Origin of the sequence: Clostridium sp. NSJ-145 (assembly GCF_021044725.1) — a bacterium.
GTDB classification, from domain to species: Bacteria; Bacillota; Clostridia; order Clostridiales; family Clostridiaceae; genus Clostridium; species Clostridium disporicum_B.
Genome location: NZ_JAJNOS010000003.1, coordinates 53,096 through 71,911 on the forward strand (window position 1 = coordinate 53,096; position 18,816 = coordinate 71,911).

Consider the following 18,816-nt stretch of genomic DNA (forward strand, 5'->3'; position numbering starts at 1 on the left):
ATTTAGAGGCTTTTCATTATATTATTTCTTATTTATATTAGTAAATCTATTGTTTTATGGTACAATATACAAATGAAAATATTAAAATGTACTCATTTTACTATAGTAGAAAGAGTTTTCATTATTAAATTAAGTGAGGAGAAACTCGATGATAAAAGAGTACTTATATATAATAAATTATCAAGACTATGAGAAAAGCTTATGCGATATGGAAATGAAATATATATTTGGCAATGTACCAAAGGAAAAATATATTTATTCTAAAGTGAATATAAAACCATCAAGGAGTGCTTTTATTAAACATAAAATATCAATTATTTATTCATCAATAGATATAGATAATATAGTAGAGCATATAAGAGATAATAAAATTGCTTATAACGACTTTAAAGTAAATTATATTAAGTCGGATTATGATGATATATATTATAATCAAAGATTACAAGCAGTAAAAGATATTGGATTTGTAATAATAGGATTTCCTGACATACATAATCCTAAAGTAAACTTAGCTATTACAAAAATTAATAATAACTATATATTTGGAGAATATGAAAAGAATGATTTATCTTGGCAACGGTTTGATAAAATGCCTCACTCCTATTCTAACGGATTAAGTTTAAAAATGGCTAGAGCAATAATAAACATATCAGTTCAAAATAATCTAGATAGTAAAGTTATAGATCCATGTTGTGGTATTGGCACAGTTGTTTTAGAGGGACTTGACTTGGGTATAGATATTAAAGGTATTGAAATAAGTAAGCAAATAGCTCATAATGCAAGAAATAATATTGAGTTCTTTGGATATGATAGAGATATTATTATTTGTAATGATATGCATAACTTAAAAGGAAAATACGATGTAGCCATAATTGATATACCTTATGGGATATTTTCACCTATAACTTATGAAGATCAAGTTAAAATCATTAAGACCAGTAGAAAGCTTGCAGAAAAAGTGATTTTAATAAGTTTTGAAGATATGGATAAAGAACTTATGCGAGAAGGTTTTAAAGTTATAGATAAAGGTACAATTGTTAAAAATAGGTTTACAAGGTATATAACAATTGCAGTTAATAGTCAATAATAATACGATAAAATTAGAGTTATAAAAATTTTAAAATAGTAAAGGTGTGTTTAGATGAAGAAATTTAGCCATGGTTGTACTTTAGATTGTGCTGATTGTTGTAAGTTTAATGTTTATAAAGATGGTAATAATATAAAAATTCAAGGGGATAAGGAGCATCCATATACAAAAGGATTCATATGTAAAAAAGGATTAGCTCATTTAGAAAGATTAAATCATCCAAAGAGAATATATAGTCCTTTAATTAAAGTAAATGGTAAATGGAAAGAGATTAATTTTGAAGAAGCATTAGATATTCTATCTGAAAAATTATCTTTTTATAAAGAAAAATATTCTACAAGATCTATTATGTATTATGAACAATATGGCAACGGATCTTTACTAAAAAGTATTGGAGATATATTTTTTAATTTCTATGGAGGAGTATCTAAAAGTAAAGGGGGACCTTGTTGGAGTGCTGGAATTGCAGCACAAAAACTTGATTTTGGAAGTTCTAAAAGTCATTCATTAGAAGATATGATTAACAGTAATAACATATTTATATGGGGTAAAAATCCTGCAAATACTACTATTCACACAATGCAAATGATAAAGAAGGCCAAAGCAAATGGTAGCAAGATAATTGTTATTGATCCAATATATACAGATACGGCTAAAATTTCTGACAAGTATATAAGAGTAAATCCAGGTGGAGATTGTGCACTAGCACTTGCTATAGGAAAATATATAGTTGAAAATAATTTATGTGATTTGAATTATGTAGAGAGTTATGTAAATGGATTTGATAGATATAGATCTTATTTGAAATCACTTAAGTATTTAGATCTTGTTAAAAAATCTGGTGTTTCTTTAGAAGAAATAGAGAAATTAGCTAATATATACACAGATAAATATTCTACTATTTTACTAGGTTATGGGTTACAAAAATATAGTAACGGTGGAAATACAATTAGAGCAATTGATACATTAGGTGCTATTACAGGTCAAATTGGGGTATCAGGCGGTGGTGTAAACTATGCAAATAAGACTTTTGCATCTGTTTTAGATACTGATCCGTATAAAAGCTATAATTATGCTAATAATAGATATTTTTATACAAGTCACTTAGCAGACTTTATAAATGATACTATAAATCATAATGATACTTATAGAGAAAATATTTATTCTAAAAATAGTGATGATTTAAGTGAGGAGTATAGAGAATCATTAAAGATGGCTGTAATTACCAAGAGTAATTTATTAAATCAACTACCTGACTTGAATAATCTAAAAAAAGCATTTTCTAAAATAGAGTTTAAAGTTTGTTTTGATATTTTTATGACGGATACTGCTCAAGTATGTGATTTGTTTATTCCTACTACAAGTAGTTTAGAAAGTGAAGACTTATTATTTAGTTCAATGATGAATCCATATATAATTTATAATGAAAAAATTATTGAACCAAAGAATAAATTTATGGATGAGTATTATTTTTTTAGAGAGTTAGCAAAAAAGCTTAATTTGATAGATTATCCTAATGTATCTAAAAAAGAGTATTTAAATAAGGTTATTGCTCCTCTTAAAGAGTATTATAAAGATATTAGCTTAGATAAAATTAAAAATTCATATGTAACCTTACAGGATAGTATACCGTGGAGTGACAATAAATTTTTAACATCTTCAGGAAAGTTCGAAATTGATATAAAACCAGAAGCATTTACAGTTAATAATAAAAATAATTTTAGACTTTTAACAAATCATAGTAAAGAGACGCTTTTTAGCCAGCATATGATGGATAAAAAATCTATTTCTAAAGTATACATAAATAAAAAAATGGCAAATAATATTTTTGTTTATGATAAAGAAGTTGTAAAATTAAAATCTGAAAATGGATCGATAAAAGCAGAAGTAAGTATTGATGAATCTATTGCTGATAACATTGCTATGATGTACGTAGGTTGGTGGGAAAAACATGGTAATCCAAACTTTATAACAGTATCAGAAATCTCTGATATTGGTGGACAAGTTACCTACAATGAAACCTTTATACAAATAGAAAAAATTTAAATTATTTTTATATAATATTACAAACTGTTTATAAATAAATATATATAGATAGAGAGGTGATATTATATGAAATTTAAAAATTTAGTATGGACATTATCAAAAGATGATATATTAAGCATATGTAAGTTATTAGATAAAGTTACTATAAACAAAGTAGAAATTACTGATAATATAATTATTGGTGGGTCATATAGGGTAGTAGGACTAAATGTTGATTTTGAAGCTAAGCTAGCACTATTACCAGTTAATAATAATATAGTTTACATTAAAGTAGTAGATTTTAAACTAGCAAAAAAAGATATTATTAATCCTTTAGTAAAAAAATCTATGAATCTTATTATAAATTCAATAACTTCTATTGATGGAATAACATATGACAGTAACACATTTAAAATTGAACTAGAAAAGATATTAAATAGTATTTGTGATGAAAGTCAAAATGTTCATATAAATGATTTATATATCGAAAGTGTTAAATTAATAAATAAAGAAATTACATTAAATTTAAATTTAGCAAATATAACAATATCAAATTTAAAATAACTATATAATAGTAAAAATAAATCTTTATTTTAATTGAAAATATGGTATAGTATATATAGTAACTATGTAGGTTGGAACACTATATAGTTAAACTACGTTTCAATGCTATTGATTATTAATTAAAAGTTAATTAAGAAATGTGCTATTCAAATTATTGGATAGCACATTTTCTTTTTTATACTTTTGTTAAGTAATTTATGATAAATTATTTTTTCTCTTTTTATTACTCTGAATAACACTATATACATAAGTAGTATAATTGCTACATTTTAATGTATAGCCATTATCAGATATAAATTGTTGATGCAATATTGAATCTACTGTTCTCTTTAAATATTGTTCTAATCCATTATCAAAATAACTATCTATATCAGAATATTCAACAGTAAAATGAAGTAAGTTTAAATGTAAATCTAAACTATTCTCTAAAAAGGTATAAGTAAGATTGTGTAAATTAGGAAATGTTATTGTGAATTCAGGTATAATAATTTTTAAAATACAACAATTTTTAGTTCTTCTATATATTTTAAATATTGGATTTATATTAGAATAAGTAATTTTAATAGGGTCTACTATATTTTGTTTTATTATCATTCCTTCGGGATCTATATACTTTATTTCATCTTTGAAATCAATCCAAATCTCATAGTTTTTGTTTATGGTTTTAATATAATTTATTACATCCATAGGTGATGATGTATATAACAAGTTCTCCATAAAATCACTCCTTATATTTCACTCTATATAATATTTATTAAGTTAAATAAAATTTATGATATAAATTTATTAATTTAATGAGGGATTTATGGAAAAGTTTTTTAGTTTATTTATTTGTAAATTAATGGTAATATATAAGTGTATATATTTGAATTTTATTATCTATATATGCATATAAAACACTATGTAAACGTATCTATTATATTGATGTACATTAAATCTATAGGGAGGATAAAATGAATTTTAATGTTATAGGGGAAATTGTTACTAGGTCAGATGCCATATAAGAAAATAACTAGTAAATCTAAGTACTCTAAAAGTTATTTAGAGTTATTAATATATTTAGGGGGTAAAATTTAAAATGGGAGATAAAATGACACCAATTCCTTTTGAAAAATTATTACATTGGGTTTTGAATGAACATAAATTAAAAGGTACAATATTTGGAATAAATAAAAAGAAGTTTTATAAAAATGTTTCAAAATCATCTATAAATATTTTAGGAGAAAATATTTCAACATGCATAGGCCCAGCTGCAGGACCTCATTCACAATTAACACAAAATATTGTGGCAGCCTACCTAACTGGAAGTAGATTTATAGAGTTAAAAACAGTTCAAATTTTAGATGGTAAAGATTTACCGGTTTCAAAACCTTGCATTTATGCTCAAGATGAATGTTATAATGTAGAATGGTCAACAGAGCTTACTGTTCCTAGTGCTTATGATGAGTATGTAAAAGCTTGGTTCTTACTACATGTATTAATGAAGGAATTAGGTTTAAGCAATACTAGAGATTTTATTTTTAATATGAGCGTAGGATATGACCTAGAGGGAATAAAATCTCCAAAGGTTAATAAATTTATCGATGAAATGATAGATGCCTCTTCAACAGATGTATGGAATGAATGTAAAAATGTCATTATAAATAATTTAGATAAATTTAAAAATTTTAATGTGGACGATTTAGATAATATATCTAGTAGAGTTTGCAGCTCTATTACTTTATCAACATTACATGGATGTCCTCCAGAAGAAATTGAAAGAATAGCTAACTATCTATTAAATGAGAAGAGATTAAATACATTTATTAAGATGAATCCTACTCTTTTAGGAGAAGAGTTTGTTAGAAATACATTTGATACTATGGGTTATAAATATATAACTTTAAACTCTCATCATTTTAAAAACGATTTACAATTTGATGATGCAATTAGTATGCTTAGTAGACTTAAATCAGTAGCAAAAGGATTAAATTTAGAAATTGGAGTAAAGTTAACTAATACGCTGCCTACTAAGATTACCAATAATGAACTACCAGGTGAAGAAATGTACATGTCAGGTAGATCACTATTTGCTCTTTCTATTACGTTAGCTTATAAGCTTGCTAAAGAATTTGATGGAGATTTAAAAATATCGTACTCTGGTGGTGCAGATTTATTTAATATTGCAGAGATATATTCAACAGGAATATTTCCAATAACTTTTGCAACAACTCTGTTAAAACCAGGTGGATATGAAAGAATTCATCAACTTGCAAAAAAGACTGAAGCAATCAACTCCAAAGTGAAAGATAAAATTAATTTAGAATTACTAGAAAGACTATCGACTACTGTAATAAATAATAAACACTATAAAAAAGAATGGAGAGAAGTTAATAATAGAAAAATAAAATCTGATTTACCAATATTTGATTGTGCAATAGCTCCATGTAATAAAGGATGCCCAATAAATCAACAAATACCTCAATACATTTCATTAGTTGGAGAAAAGAAATATGATGAAGCATTTGAAGTTATTGTTAATGATAATGTTTCACCGGCTATAACATCTACTATATGTAATCATAATTGCCAAACTAAATGTACTAGATTAGATTATGATAAATCTGTTTCTATTAGAAATATGAAAAATATTGCTGTAGTTAATGAACAAGATAAATATGTAAGAAAACTAAAAGTATCTTCAATTATTAGTAATAAAAAAGTAGCTGTAATTGGTGCCGGTGTAGCTGGACTTGCTACTGCTGCATATTTAAGAAGAAATGGCGTAGATGTGACCGTATTTGAAAAACGCGAAAAGCCTTATGGAATTATTCAATATGTAATACCTGAATTTAGAATTCAACAAACTATTATAGAGAAAGATTTTAATTTAATTAAAAATTATGGAGTTAATTTTAAATTTGGTGCAAAAGATAATTTTGTAATAGAAGATTTGAAAAAAGATTATGATTATGTAGTATTAGCTATTGGTACTTGGAAGCCTTTAAATGTATCTCTTATAGATAATGATAATAAATCAATTCATGCTTTAGAATTCTTAGAGAATTTTAAAGAAAATAATGATTCTATTAACTTAGGTAAAAATGTTTGTATCATTGGTGGAGGAGATGTAGCTATGGATGCTGCAAGAGCTGCCAAGAGAGTAAATGGAGTAGAGAATGTTTCGGTAATATATAGAAGGACGAAAGATCTTATGCCTGCAAGTAAAGAAGAGATAGAATTATTGATTGAAGAAGGAATAGAAATAAAAGAATTACTTTATCCTAAGGAAATAAAGAATGGAAAATTAATATGCAGTAAAATGAAGCTAGGAGATAAGGATGCTTCTGGAAGAAGAAGACCTATAGAAACTAACAATAATGTAGAAATAGCTGCAGATACTGTAATTCTTGCAGTAGGAGATACTGTTGATACAACACTTCTTGAAAAGAATAATATAACTTTAAATAGTAAGGGATATCCTGTTATTAATGAATACTATGAAACTTCAATAAAAAATGTATATGTTGCAGGTGATATGAAATCAGGGCCATCAACAATTGTTCAAGCTATGGCTGATGGAAAACTAGTTGCAAAAAATATATTAAAAGAAGTAGGTATTAAGAATGATTTTAAGAATAAAGTCGTTCAAGTTGATGAAAGTACGTTATATTTAAGAAAAGGTATTATAAGTGAACCAATTTCAAATGAAGCTGAATCTACTAGATGTTTATCTTGTGATAATATTTGTGAGATTTGTGTAGATGTATGTCCAAATAGAGCAAATCTTTCAATTAAGGTTAATAGTAATACTTTGAATTCACATCAAGTTCTTCATGTAGATGGAATGTGCAATGAATGTGGAAACTGTGGTGTATTCTGTCCTCACAATGGAAATCCTTATAAAGATAAATTAACGCTTTTCTGGAGTGAAGAGGATTTTAATAATAGTAATAATAAAGGATTCTTATTATTAGACAAAACTTCTAACACATTTAAAGTAAGAAAAGAAGATGGTTTAATAGTAAGGTATAGATTAGGAGAAGATGATAAAATTTCAAAAGAATATGAAGAAATGATAAAAGCATGTATTTACAATTATAATTATATAATTTAATGGATTAAGGTGGGGGAAGGTATATATTATTTATCTCCACCTTTTATATATTGAAATAAGTAGCCTAATACTTAGGTTGAAGAATATAGGTGGTAATAATGTCAAATATTTATTGTGTTAAAGGAGATATTTTATATACAAAAAAATTTGGAACTTTTGAAACTATTTATAATGGATATATATTAATTAAAGAAAATAAAGTAAAGAGAGTTTATGAAGAGCTACCAGACGAGTTTTCAAATATAAAAGTAGTAGATTATAGCAATTTATTAATAATACCTGGGTTAGTTGATTTGCACTTACACGCGCCTCAATTTCCTAATATAGGTTTAGGGCTAGATAAAGAGCTTATACCTTGGTTGGAGTCATATACTTTTCCAGAAGAAAGCAAATATAATAATTTAGAATATGCAAAAAAAGTATATTCTAAATTAATTAAAGAGATATGGAAACATGGAACTACAAGATGTTGTGTTTTTGCTACTATTCATAAAGAAAGTAGTAAATTATTGATGGATTTGTTTAATAAATCCGGATTAGGAGCTTATATAGGAAAAGTGAATATGGATTATAAGTCTCCAGATACTTTAATAGAAAATACAAATAAATCTATAAATGATACTGTGGAAATAATTGAAGAGTATAAAGATAAATATGCTCTTGTAAAGCCTATAATTACTCCAAGATTTGTTCCTTCTTGCAGCGATAAGTTATTAAAATCCTTAGGGGAATTAGCTATGAAATATAATATTCCAGTTCAATCTCACCTTTCTGAAAATGTAGGAGAAATTAATATGGTTGCTGATAGATACCCAAGTGAGCCGAATTATGCAAGTGTTTATAATTCATCTAATCTTTTAGGACAAACAAAAACCATTATGGCTCATTGTGTACATTTAACCGAAGAAGAAATATCCTTATTAGCGCAGCAAAATGTTTATGTAGCTCATTGTCCTACTTCTAATGTGAATTTATCGAGTGGTATAGCCCCTATTAGAAAACTTATAGAAAATGGCATTAAAGTTGGATTAGCTACAGATATTTCAGGTGGTCATACTTTATCAATGTTCCAAGTTATGGCTTATGCTATGCAAATATCAAATTTAAAATGGAGTGAAAGTAATCATAAAGATTTACCTTTAACGACCGCTGAAATATTTTATTTAGTCACTAAAGGTGGAGGAGAATTTTTTGGAAATGTAGGTAGTTTTGAAGAAGGATATGATTTTGATGCTCTCGTAATAGATGATAGTAAGGATGATAATTTTAATTATTTAACATTAGAAGAAAGGTTGCAAAAATTTATATATAATAGTGACTATAGGAATATTAAAGTTAGATATGTAAATGGAAATATTGTTAATGAGCCCAATTTATAATTTATTAAGTTCTTAAATATATCTCCTGATGAAGTGTATATGTTTGGGGATAAATAGAGAGATGTATAATGAATATGACTATATTATGCAATAAAAGTTAGTATTTGTTATTTGCTAGCTAGGTAAGGTGCTATTATAAATAAAAATAGATATGCTATTAATATAAACAAGTATAAAAATATACTTAAATAGCATATCTATTTCATTTTCTAAAGTTATAACATATATGAAAAGTCGATCTTTGTAGTTGCTTCCTTTAATTTTTTCATACTTACCCCTAAATATCTCATCGTTGTCTTTATATCTGAGTGATTTAAGGCGTGTCTAACTAATTCAATATCATGACCTGATTCTTCATACAAAGTATGAGCAAATAATTTTCTAAAAGAGTGCGTTCCAATATTTTTGTAGCCTAGATAGTCAGTTATTATTTTTAATTGTTGCTGCATATTTCTAACCTTATTTGGATAAATATAATCGTCTCCATCTAATTTGTTTTCTACTACATATTCTAAAAATTTATTATACATATTTTCACCCAACTCTCTATTTTGCCACTTACCTGTTTTAATTTCCTTTATAGAGAATTTACTTCTATTAAAATCTTCTACTTTTAAATTAACTATATCAGAAGCTCTAAATCCTAAAGTTGCTTGAAGAGCTAATGCGAAAGCTAAAGATGGATTCGCTCTAAATTTTTTTCTTCTCCCTGTCTTTTTATCTCCGTAAATAAATCCACTTTTACATAACTTAATTATTTCTTCATATTCATCTATTTCTAGTGGGCGAGTAGCTCTATAATTTTTCTTTTTAGTGTTTTTTGTTTCTCCCTCTGTTTTATTATGACTATGTACATCTTCTAAATTATTACTTTTAATAGTACTACTATTTGCTCCCTCTGTTTTTAATAAATTTTCTTCTTTATTTGAAGTTAACTCTTCACTTTTTTCTAAGGCTTTCATCTTTTTATAAAATTCATAGAATTTCATCATCTCTATCATTTCATCATTCATTATATTTTAAAAATTCCTTTCTTCTAGAAATCCAAATTTAAACTGCGCCTTTTGCGTTTATAAACTGCGCTTTTTATATTTTACTAATTTCATTATAGCTATAAAACCTTGATTTATCAATACTTTAAACAAAAACTGCGCATATTCAGGAATAAGCGCAGTTTTTATTTGGATATAATTATACTATTTTTGCTTATTTTTTCTAGAAATTTAATGGTATTTATGATACAATAAATTAACCAAGGTTAACTAGGTTAACCTTGGTTAACTCAGTTAACTGTATATAGGAGGATAAAAATGGTTGAAAATAACAAAAATGAAGAAAAAACAATTTGCTTGGATGAAAATATTAAGGAATTTGAAGTTGAAGATGAATTTAATCAAAATAAAACAGATGGAGTAATCCAAAATGAAAAACTTGAGACTAAGGGGTTAAAGCTTAAAAAATCTACAAAAGACAGGTTAAATCAATTGCAAAGTAAATTTGGAGATGCTGAAACATTAATTTCTACACTTTTGAATCAATATGAAGCAATTAAAATTGAAAATAATAGTAAATTTGCTGATAGAAAAGCAGAAATTGATAAATTTAATTATTTATTGGATTCCATTAGAAGTAGCTATTTATCATCTCTTGATATGGCGACTTTTATACAAGAAAAATATAACGAAAAATTTCAGAGTGAAATTAAATCAAGAGAAAATATAATTAAATCATTACAAGAAGAAAATATTAAAATCAAGGATGATTTTAGAAATATTGAAGAAGAATTATCTATAAAAAATAATGAATTAAAAGATTCGAAAGATAACTTCACTAAAGTAAATGATTTAATAAACACTTTTGAAAATGACTCTAAGGAAAAATCATTACAAATTCAAAATCTACAAAAGCATATTAATTCATTAACTGATATAGTTGATCAAAGTAAAGAAGTTAGAGAAAAATACGAATCCCTTCAAGAACTTGTAGAAAACTTACAAAGTCAAATAAGTAATTATAAAATTTTAGATAATGAAGTTTTAAAGCTCAACAAAGAATTAGAGGGAGCTAGAAGTGAGATAGATACTCTAAAGGATGATTTAAGAAGAGAAAGAGAGTATTCAAATAGCTTAAATGAAAAAATGCATAACCTAATTTTAATGAATTCTAATGAAAGTTCTCGCTTAAAGGATCAATACTTAGAAGAAAAGAAAACTATAGAAACAGAAAAAAATAATATAATAGAAGATAATTTAAAAGTAATAACTACATTGAAAGATGAAATTTACAATCTAAAGTTAGAAATTTTAAAAGTTAAAAAGTAAAATAAATAGCCTATTAATGAATAATTCATTATAGGCTATTTATTTATAATTGATGATAATCTAATTTCTCCATTTTCTAATACTCTTATAAACCACTTATACTGTTTATTGTTAGCTATTTTTTCGTTAATAATATTATTATTTTTCATAATAGGATTATATAAATAATATTTCTCATCACTTTTATTAAGTATTTGTATTGCACCTTCGTAATTACTAAATAAATGAAGCAATGAATCTAAAATAATAACTAAATTATTGGCTTTAATTAAATAATCACATATAAATTCTTCTTTTGTTTTTACATTTCGAATTATTACTAATAATTCTTCTTCACATCTAAATTTTATTGTATTTTGTTCAAAAATAAGAGAATTATCTCTTTGAATTAGTTTGTCTATTCTTAATTTTCTTGTTTCTAAAATATTATTATTAGAATAAAAATCTGTATAGTTATTGATATTTATGATTATCACTCCTATATTTTTAAATTAGTTATTTATATTATATTTATTTATGTATAAATTGTGATAACAAAAAAAGATGCTATTTAAGCATCTTTATAATTAAATCTAACGTAGATTTTGTTTTTTCAATATTATTCACATAATCCGCTATATGTGTTTTGTAATAATTTAATCCCTCATCTGTGATAGAATAAAATTTTTTACTTCTTTTATTTAATACTAAATCACCTGTCCAACTACTTACCACATAACCTTTTTCTTCTAAAGAGTATAGCGTTTCATATATTGTACTAGAAGAAACAGGAAAAGGATGGCTGCAATTTTCAAAAACATCTTTAAAGGTTGATAAAATTTTATTTCCAAAAACAACTTCACCTTTTGATAATTCCTTTAATATATAAAATGTATATAGCATCTTTGTGTTAACAATATTTCTTGGAACAACTAATCTATTTCTTTGATCCTTCATAATCCACCTCTTTTTTAGAATATATTGTAATAATAACAGAGGGATATAAATTTGTCTAACAATCTAAATAATTAAGAACATAAAATCTTTGCTTTGAATAATATATATTAATCAACAAATGATAGGAGATGAGAAACATGTCAAGCAGTTGTTCAAAATGCTGTTGTAAGAAAAAATGCTGCTGTAATAATTGCTCAAGTTGTGGTTGCGGAGGATGTAATTACGGATGTGGTTATCCGGGTTACGGATGCTGTGGTGGCGGTAACTGCGGATATGGTGGTAACTTTGGATGTGGTGGCGGCTTCGGAGGCTGTGGCTGCGGAGGCGGTTGCTGGTGGTGGCTAATATTAATATTATTATTTGGTTGTTGGTAAAACAATAGTCGAAGTGTGCTAAAAACTTCCAAGGTTTTTGGCACACTTTGATATATAAAAATAAATAAATAGGTAAAAATAAATATATATTAATATGGAGGTATAAAATATATGATAAATCGAAAAATTCTTTTTGTAATTTATATCTTTTCTCTATTAATAAACTATGATTTTTACGTAAATGCTTATTATGAACCAGGTGAAGAAATTATAGAGAATAATAAACCAGAATACAGAAGTATCGATGACTTATTAAAAGAATTAAAAGAAGAGAGAAAATTAATAAATCAACAAAAATTAGATGAGATAAATCAAAAAAAACTTCAAGAACAAAATAAAAATGGAGAAAGTCAAGATGAAATACATACTCAAGAACCAACAAAACCTAAAAAGGATACTGATAATGAAAATATCCCTAAATTAATAGTAAGATTAAGAGGAAAACATTCTCCTAAATATCTATGCTCTTATGATTTTATAATTTCTGATGATAATAAAGAAATTGAACTTACAAAAGAAATAATAAATAATTACAATCTTTTAATAAAAAAACCATCATTAAAAGTTAGACCAGGAGAAATTATTAATTTTGAATTTGTACCTAACTGCAAATCACTAAAAGCTCATATATGGGATGAAGAAAATGAAACTTTAAAGGAAGTCAAAGTGAAAAGGGGGTGTATAGAAGTTCCTGATTCAGACAAAAAGATTGTCATCGTAATTACTGGAAACTTTTCCAATGGATATATTAAATATGGAATAGTGCTTGACATAAGAAGATAAAGGTAATCATGCTAGGAGGGCTTATTATGAACACAAATGAAGATTTTTATCCATTATATAGTAATGATACTACTATAAAAGAAAGCGATAACGATAAAAATAGCAAAGAAGATGATAGAAGACAAGAAATAAAGGAGTTCGGTACAGATAATAAATCAAGTTCTGATCAAAGTATTCAAGTTTTGCCAATAATAGGACAGATAGAAGGGCATATGGTATTACCACCACAAACTAAAGCTACTAAATATGAGCATATAATACCACAATTAATTGCGATGGAAAGAAATAATGAGGTTAAAGGTATTTTAATTGTACTTAATACAGTAGGTGGGGATGTAGAAGCAGGATTAGCTATTGCAGAAATGATTAGATCTTTATCTAAACCTACAGTATCTATAGTTATTGGTGGTGGACACTCTATAGGCGTACCGCTTGCAACATCAGCAGATTATTCGTTTATTACTCCATCTGCCACAATGATTGTACATCCAGTTAGAATGAATGGATTTGTTATTGGTGTAGCTCAAACATTTCATTATTTCCAAAAAATGCAAGAAAGGATAGACAACTTCATAGTTAAAACTTCTAAAATAAGTAAAGATGAATTAAAGAGAATGATGCTTAAATCTGACGAATTATTAAATGATATGGGAACTATATTAATAGGAGAACAAGCAGTTGCTTGTGGATTGATAGATGAGGTAGGCGGAATTAAAGAAGCATTGGATAAACTTAGAGAAGAAATAGCATTATATGAGAAGAATAATTTGAAGTAAACTAAAAAAGGGATTCAAAAGAATTCCTTTTTTAGTTTAAACATATTTTACACTATGTCATCTTAATTATATAATATAGATATATATGAAAATTTTAACTATATTATAGGAGTGATTTTGTGACTACTAAAAGTAAAAAAAATACTAGAAAGCGAACTAAAAAAAAGAGAACATTAGACAGTGATATAAAAAGTATAGTCTATATTGTTGTAGGATTACTTCTTACAATTGCAATTTATACTAATCTTGCAGGGGTTTTATCACATATTTCTAGAAAATATATATATAACTTTATTGGTATAGGTGCATTTATTTTGCCTTTATACTTGATATACTTTGGTATAAATATAATTATATCGGATGGAAAGATAAGTTATTCAAGAAGATTATTTGGAGTAACGTTAGTTTTAACAACCTGCATCCTTCTTTTCGCAACAATAAAGATACAAGCTTTAGATCAAGAATCATTTAAAATTTCTTTGAAATTAATAATGCAAGAAGACACAATGTCGTTGCATGGTGGATTCTTAGGTCATCTTTTAGCTTATCCATTATCTAAACTTATAGGATATATAGGCTCTTATATTCTATTTTTATCACTATTGTTTATTGGGGTAATGCAGATATTTGATATAACAATATCTAATATATTAGAGTGTACAAAATTATTTGCTAATAAAATTATTCAATATATAAACTCTAAGCCACAAAAAAAAGACAAGCACAAAAAAATTAACAATGATTTCGTTGAAATTGAAAGTGATGAAGAAATAATTGACAAAAACATAGTAAAAGGAATAGATAATAAAATTCAAATACTTGATTTTATGAAAAATTCAAATACTAACGATGTTGATATTTTAGATGAAATTTCTCTAGAATCATTCAATGCTAAAGAGGAAAACAGATTTTTAGATTCAAATAGAGCAGTAAACTCCCAAAAATCAACTGATGAAAGATTACAGAATGACAATGGCACTAAAGAGCTAAAAAGTAAGGATATAGATATTAATAATATTATTAGCACTGAGTCAAAAGAAATCCATTATATATATCCAACTATAGACTTGTTGAAAAATAATGGAAAAGCGAGATTGAAAAGCGAAGATAAAAAAGACCTTATTGATGGGGCTAATAAATTAGAATCAATTTTGGAAAGTTTTGGAGTTGAAGCTAAAGTTACTCAAGTAACTAAAGGTCCTTCAGTTACTCGTTTTGAATTACAACCTAGTCCTGGAGTTAAAGTTTCAAAAATTGTTAATTTAACAGATGATATAGCCTTAGGACTTGCTGCTAGTGGTATAAGAATAGAAGCCCCTATTCCAGGGAAATCTGCTATAGGGATTGAGGTTCCGAATAAAAAGCAAATACCAGTATTTCTAAGAGAAGTATTAGACTCAAAAGAATTTACTAACTCAAATAAAAAATTATCATTTGGTCTAGGAAAAGATATTGCTGGTAAATGTGTTGTAGGTGATTTATCTAAAATGCCCCATATGCTTATTGCTGGTGCAACAGGATCTGGTAAATCTGTATGCATAAATGCTTTGATAATTAGTTTGATATATAAATACTCTCCAGCAGATGTAAAATTATTAATGGTAGATCCTAAAGTTGTAGAATTAAGTGTCTATAATGATATTCCTCATTTGTTAATTCCAGTAGTTACAGATCCTAAAAAAGCTGCTGGAGCATTAAATTGGGCTGTAAATGAAATGAATAAGAGATATAATTTGTTCTACAATAATAAAGTTAAAAATATAGAATCATACAACAATTTATATGAAAAAGGAGAAATTGAAGATAAATTACCATATATAGTTATAATTGTTGATGAGCTAGCAGATTTAATGATGGCTTGCCCTCATGATGTTGAAGATTATATTTGTAGACTAGCCCAAATGGCAAGAGCTGCAGGTATGCATTTAATAATTGCGACACAAAGACCGTCTGTTGACGTAATTACAGGAGTTATTAAAGCAAATATTCCTTCAAGAATATCTTTTGCAGTATCTTCAGGTATTGACTCAAGAACTATCTTAGATCAAGTTGGTGCTGAAAAATTATTAGGAAGAGGAGATATGTTATACTATCCTATAGGAGAAAATAAACCTGTTAGAGTTCAAGGTGCATTTATCTCAGAAGAGGAAGTAGAAAACGTGGTTAACTTTGTTAAGAACTCTCAGGATAGTGTCACTTATCAAGAAGATATTATAAATCATATTAATAGTGAAACTCCAGCTGAGTCGCAACAAAGTGAATACGAGGATGAACTTATTGATGAAGCCATAAAACTTGTAATTGAATATCAACAAGCATCAACTTCATTTTTACAAAGAAAATTAAGAATTGGATTCAATAGGGCCTCGCGAATTATGGATATATTAGAAGAACAAAGAATAATATCTCCAAAGGATGGAAGTAGACCTAGACAGGTATTGGTGATGAATACAGAAGAAAACCCAAATTATCAATAACAAAAATACTTGTAAATAGAAGACTATTCAATTACAATAATTTATGAATTATTAGAAACTTAAACAATGGAGGAATTTACTTTGGAAAAATATAAAGTAGGAATGGTCAGTTTAGGATGTGACAAAAATAGAGTTGATTCTGAACTTATATTAGGAACAATTAATAAATATTATGAAATAACTAATAACCCTAAAGAAGCCGATATAATAATAGTTAATACATGTGGATTTATAGAAAGTGCTAAGCAAGAATCAATAGATACAATTTTAGAGATGGCTAGTTATAAGACTAATTATAAGTGTAAAATGCTTATTGCAACAGGTTGTCTAACTCAAAGATACGGAGATGAACTTTTAGAACAAATGCCTGAAATAGATATTCTTATGGGTGTAAATGACTATATGAAGTTGCATAAGCTTATATTAGAATTTATAAAGGAACAAAAGCAAATCTCATCAGCTAGTTACAGTGACCTAAGTATAAATGAAGGCGAAAGAATATTAACAACAAACAGCCATACTGCTTATGTTAGAATTGCAGAAGGTTGTAATAACTTTTGTACTTACTGTATAATTCCAAAGATAAGAGGAAAATTCAGAAGTAGAACAATGGAAAGTGTTATAAAAGAAGTTGAAAGTTTAGCTTCTCAAGGAGTAAAAGAAATTATTCTAATAGCTCAAGATTTAACAAATTATGGTGTTGATATTTATAATGGAAAGATGCTTCATAAATTAGCTAAAAAGGTTTCTGAAGTAGATAATATAGAGTGGGTTAGACTTCTATATTGTTATCCTGAAGAAATATATGATGAACTAATTGAGGAAATTGCAACAAATAATAAGATTGTTAAGTACTTAGATATTCCTATACAACATATTAGTGATAAGATATTAAAATTAATGGGTAGAAAAACTAATAAAAAAGATATTATTAATATAATAGATAAGCTTAGAAAAAGAATACCTAATATTACTTTAAGAACATCTTTAATAGTTGGGTTCCCAAATGAAAATAATGATGATTTCAATGAGTTAAAACAATTTTTATTAGATTATAGATTAGAAAACGTAGGAGTTTTTAGTTACTCACAAGAAGAGGGAACCCCTGCTGCTATTATGAATGGACAAATTGATGAGTCTACTAAAGAGAAGCGTTTAAAAGAATTAATGTTAACTCAAAGAAAAATTATGTTAGATTTAAATAAATTGAAAATTGGTAATATCTATGATACTATAATAGATGGAAGTAATGGAGAATTTTTCATAGGAAGATCTTATATGATGTCACCGGAAATAGATAATATAATTTTAGTTAGAAAAACAAAAAAAGTAAAAATAGGTGATATTATAAAGGTAAAAATTACTGATGTACAGGAGTATGATTTAATAGGAGATGTTATAGATGAATCTAGCAAATAAGTTAACCATGCTAAGAATTTTCTTAGTACCTATTTTTTTGATTTTTATAGCTATGAAAGGAATTCCTTATGGAACTATAATAGCCACTTTAGTATTTATAATTGCTTCATTAACTGACCAATTAGATGGTTATATAGCAAGAAGTAGAAATCAAGTGACTACTTTTGGTAAATTTATGGATCCTTTAGCAGATAAACTTTTAGTTACTTCAGCATTAATATCTTTAGTTGAACTAGGATTAATTCCTAGTTATGCAGCTATAATAATTATAGCTAGAGAATTTGCTGTATCTGGTCTTAGAACAATAGCTGCATCAGAAGGTAAAATAATAGCTGCTAGTTGGTGGGGAAAAATTAAGACTGTTATACAAATAATATCAATATTATTATTACTTATAAAAGTCAATATAGAAACATCTCCATATTTAGCAAATTTAATAAACAATAATTCTGCAATGAATAAATTCTTTGAATTCGCACCTACTATATTCTTATACTTAGCTGTTATAGTAACTATAATCTCTGGAATAGATTATTTTGTAAAGAATAAAAAAGTGTTTTCAATGACTAAATAAGTTAA

At 26.4% G+C, this 18,816-nt stretch carries 16 protein-coding genes; 12 read left to right on the forward strand and 4 right to left on the reverse strand.

Features of this window, described 5'->3' with window-relative positions; translation table 11 throughout:
- Positions 1–148 precede the first annotated feature (148 nt).
- The 3 genes from LQE93_RS04085 (at position 149) to LQE93_RS04095 (ending at position 3,676) form a co-directional block, all read left to right on the forward strand.
- Complete coding sequence (locus LQE93_RS04085; RefSeq protein ID WP_231072143.1) at positions 149–1,087, forward strand: TRM11 family SAM-dependent methyltransferase; 939 nt, start codon at positions 149–151, stop codon at positions 1,085–1,087.
- A 54-nt stretch (positions 1,088–1,141) separates the two neighbouring features.
- Positions 1,142–3,133 (forward strand): molybdopterin-dependent oxidoreductase, encoded by a 1,992-nt coding sequence (locus LQE93_RS04090; RefSeq protein WP_231072144.1) that lies wholly within the window; start codon positions 1,142–1,144, stop codon positions 3,131–3,133.
- 66 nt (positions 3,134–3,199) lie between these two features.
- Positions 3,200–3,676 carry a hypothetical protein gene (locus LQE93_RS04095; protein WP_231072146.1) on the forward strand — a complete coding sequence of 159 codons (477 nt, stop codon included), beginning with the start codon at positions 3,200–3,202 and terminating at the stop codon, positions 3,674–3,676.
- 195 nt (positions 3,677–3,871) lie between these two features.
- Here the strand turns inward: LQE93_RS04095 and LQE93_RS04100 are convergent, their stop codons facing one another.
- The gene (locus LQE93_RS04100) at positions 3,872–4,393 is read right to left on the reverse strand and encodes a hypothetical protein (protein ID WP_186839719.1); all 522 of its coding nucleotides are present in this window, start codon (positions 4,391–4,393) and stop codon (positions 3,872–3,874) included.
- 361 nt (positions 4,394–4,754) lie between these two features.
- On the opposite strand from LQE93_RS04100, the gene ygfK reads away from it, so the two are divergent.
- Together ygfK and guaD are read left to right on the forward strand one after the other, a co-directional pair.
- A complete protein-coding gene (gene ygfK, locus LQE93_RS04105; RefSeq protein WP_231072148.1) occupies positions 4,755–7,772 on the forward strand; it encodes a putative selenate reductase subunit YgfK in 3,018 nt (1,005 codons plus the stop codon).
- A gap of 98 nt (positions 7,773–7,870) precedes the next feature.
- Positions 7,871–9,151, forward strand: coding sequence for a guanine deaminase (guaD, locus tag LQE93_RS04110; protein WP_186839473.1), 1,281 nt, complete (start codon positions 7,871–7,873; stop codon positions 9,149–9,151).
- Between the two features lie 215 nt (positions 9,152–9,366).
- Here guaD and LQE93_RS04115 read toward each other — a convergent pair whose 3' ends face one another.
- Entirely contained in the window at positions 9,367–10,164 is a 798-nt protein-coding gene (locus tag LQE93_RS04115; protein ID WP_186839472.1) for a tyrosine-type recombinase/integrase, read from the reverse strand.
- 297 nt (positions 10,165–10,461) lie between these two features.
- On the opposite strand from LQE93_RS04115, the gene LQE93_RS04120 reads away from it, so the two are divergent.
- On the forward strand, positions 10,462–11,472 hold the full coding sequence (locus LQE93_RS04120; RefSeq protein ID WP_186839471.1) for a hypothetical protein: 1,011 nt from the start codon (positions 10,462–10,464) through the stop codon (positions 11,470–11,472).
- 35 nt (positions 11,473–11,507) lie between these two features.
- Here the strand turns inward: LQE93_RS04120 and LQE93_RS04125 are convergent, their stop codons facing one another.
- Both LQE93_RS04125 and LQE93_RS04130 read right to left on the reverse strand, forming a co-directional pair.
- Positions 11,508–11,948, reverse strand: coding sequence for a hypothetical protein (locus tag LQE93_RS04125; protein ID WP_055263039.1), 441 nt, complete (start codon positions 11,946–11,948; stop codon positions 11,508–11,510).
- Between the two features lie 70 nt (positions 11,949–12,018).
- Complete coding sequence (locus LQE93_RS04130; protein ID WP_055263037.1) at positions 12,019–12,408, reverse strand: PadR family transcriptional regulator; 390 nt, start codon at positions 12,406–12,408, stop codon at positions 12,019–12,021.
- Between the two features lie 137 nt (positions 12,409–12,545).
- Here LQE93_RS04130 and LQE93_RS04135 point away from each other — a divergent pair, with 137 nt between their 5' ends.
- The 6 genes from LQE93_RS04135 to pgsA all read left to right on the forward strand — a co-directional run bounded on the left by LQE93_RS04135 (position 12,546) and on the right by pgsA (position 18,811).
- Positions 12,546–12,782: a ground-like protein gene (locus tag LQE93_RS04135; RefSeq protein WP_186839470.1), complete on the forward strand. Its 237-nt coding sequence runs from the start codon at positions 12,546–12,548 to the stop codon at positions 12,780–12,782.
- A 111-nt stretch (positions 12,783–12,893) separates the two neighbouring features.
- On the forward strand, positions 12,894–13,565 hold the full coding sequence (locus tag LQE93_RS04140; protein WP_186839469.1) for a hypothetical protein: 672 nt from the start codon (positions 12,894–12,896) through the stop codon (positions 13,563–13,565).
- A 26-nt stretch (positions 13,566–13,591) separates the two neighbouring features.
- A complete protein-coding gene (locus LQE93_RS04145) occupies positions 13,592–14,341 on the forward strand; it encodes a ClpP family protease (RefSeq protein ID WP_055263033.1) in 750 nt (249 codons plus the stop codon).
- Positions 14,342–14,460: 119 nt separating this feature from the next.
- The gene (locus LQE93_RS04150; protein WP_055263031.1) at positions 14,461–16,818 is read left to right on the forward strand and encodes an FtsK/SpoIIIE family DNA translocase; all 2,358 of its coding nucleotides are present in this window, start codon (positions 14,461–14,463) and stop codon (positions 16,816–16,818) included.
- 81 nt (positions 16,819–16,899) lie between these two features.
- Complete coding sequence (gene rimO / locus LQE93_RS04155) at positions 16,900–18,237, forward strand: 30S ribosomal protein S12 methylthiotransferase RimO (protein ID WP_186839468.1); 1,338 nt, start codon at positions 16,900–16,902, stop codon at positions 18,235–18,237.
- The gene (pgsA, locus tag LQE93_RS04160) at positions 18,221–18,811 is read left to right on the forward strand and encodes a CDP-diacylglycerol--glycerol-3-phosphate 3-phosphatidyltransferase (protein WP_186839467.1); all 591 of its coding nucleotides are present in this window, start codon (positions 18,221–18,223) and stop codon (positions 18,809–18,811) included. Before rimO ends, pgsA begins: the two co-directional genes overlap by 17 nt.
- The last annotated feature ends 5 nt before the right edge of the window (positions 18,812–18,816 follow it).

Excerpts from the sequence above, each read along its gene's own strand:
- LQE93_RS04085 (WP_231072143.1), top strand. The coding sequence starts at position 149 with ATGATAAAAGAGTACTTATATATAATAAATTATCAAGACTATGAGAAA.
- LQE93_RS04090 (WP_231072144.1), top strand. The coding sequence starts at position 1,142 with ATGAAGAAATTTAGCCATGGTTGTACTTTAGATTGTGCTGATTGTTGT.
- LQE93_RS04095 (WP_231072146.1), top strand. The coding sequence starts at position 3,200 with ATGAAATTTAAAAATTTAGTATGGACATTATCAAAAGATGATATATTA.
- LQE93_RS04100 (WP_186839719.1), bottom strand. The coding sequence starts at position 4,393 with ATGGAGAACTTGTTATATACATCATCACCTATGGATGTAATAAATTAT.
- ygfK (WP_231072148.1), top strand. The coding sequence starts at position 4,755 with ATGGGAGATAAAATGACACCAATTCCTTTTGAAAAATTATTACATTGG.
- guaD (WP_186839473.1), top strand. The coding sequence starts at position 7,871 with ATGTCAAATATTTATTGTGTTAAAGGAGATATTTTATATACAAAAAAA.
- LQE93_RS04115 (WP_186839472.1), bottom strand. The coding sequence starts at position 10,164 with ATGAATGATGAAATGATAGAGATGATGAAATTCTATGAATTTTATAAA.
- LQE93_RS04120 (WP_186839471.1), top strand. The coding sequence starts at position 10,462 with ATGGTTGAAAATAACAAAAATGAAGAAAAAACAATTTGCTTGGATGAA.
- LQE93_RS04130 (WP_055263037.1), bottom strand. The coding sequence starts at position 12,408 with ATGAAGGATCAAAGAAATAGATTAGTTGTTCCAAGAAATATTGTTAAC.
- LQE93_RS04135 (WP_186839470.1), top strand. The coding sequence starts at position 12,546 with ATGTCAAGCAGTTGTTCAAAATGCTGTTGTAAGAAAAAATGCTGCTGT.
- LQE93_RS04140 (WP_186839469.1), top strand. The coding sequence starts at position 12,894 with ATGATAAATCGAAAAATTCTTTTTGTAATTTATATCTTTTCTCTATTA.
- LQE93_RS04145 (WP_055263033.1), top strand. The coding sequence starts at position 13,592 with ATGAACACAAATGAAGATTTTTATCCATTATATAGTAATGATACTACT.
- pgsA (WP_186839467.1), top strand. The coding sequence starts at position 18,221 with ATGAATCTAGCAAATAAGTTAACCATGCTAAGAATTTTCTTAGTACCT.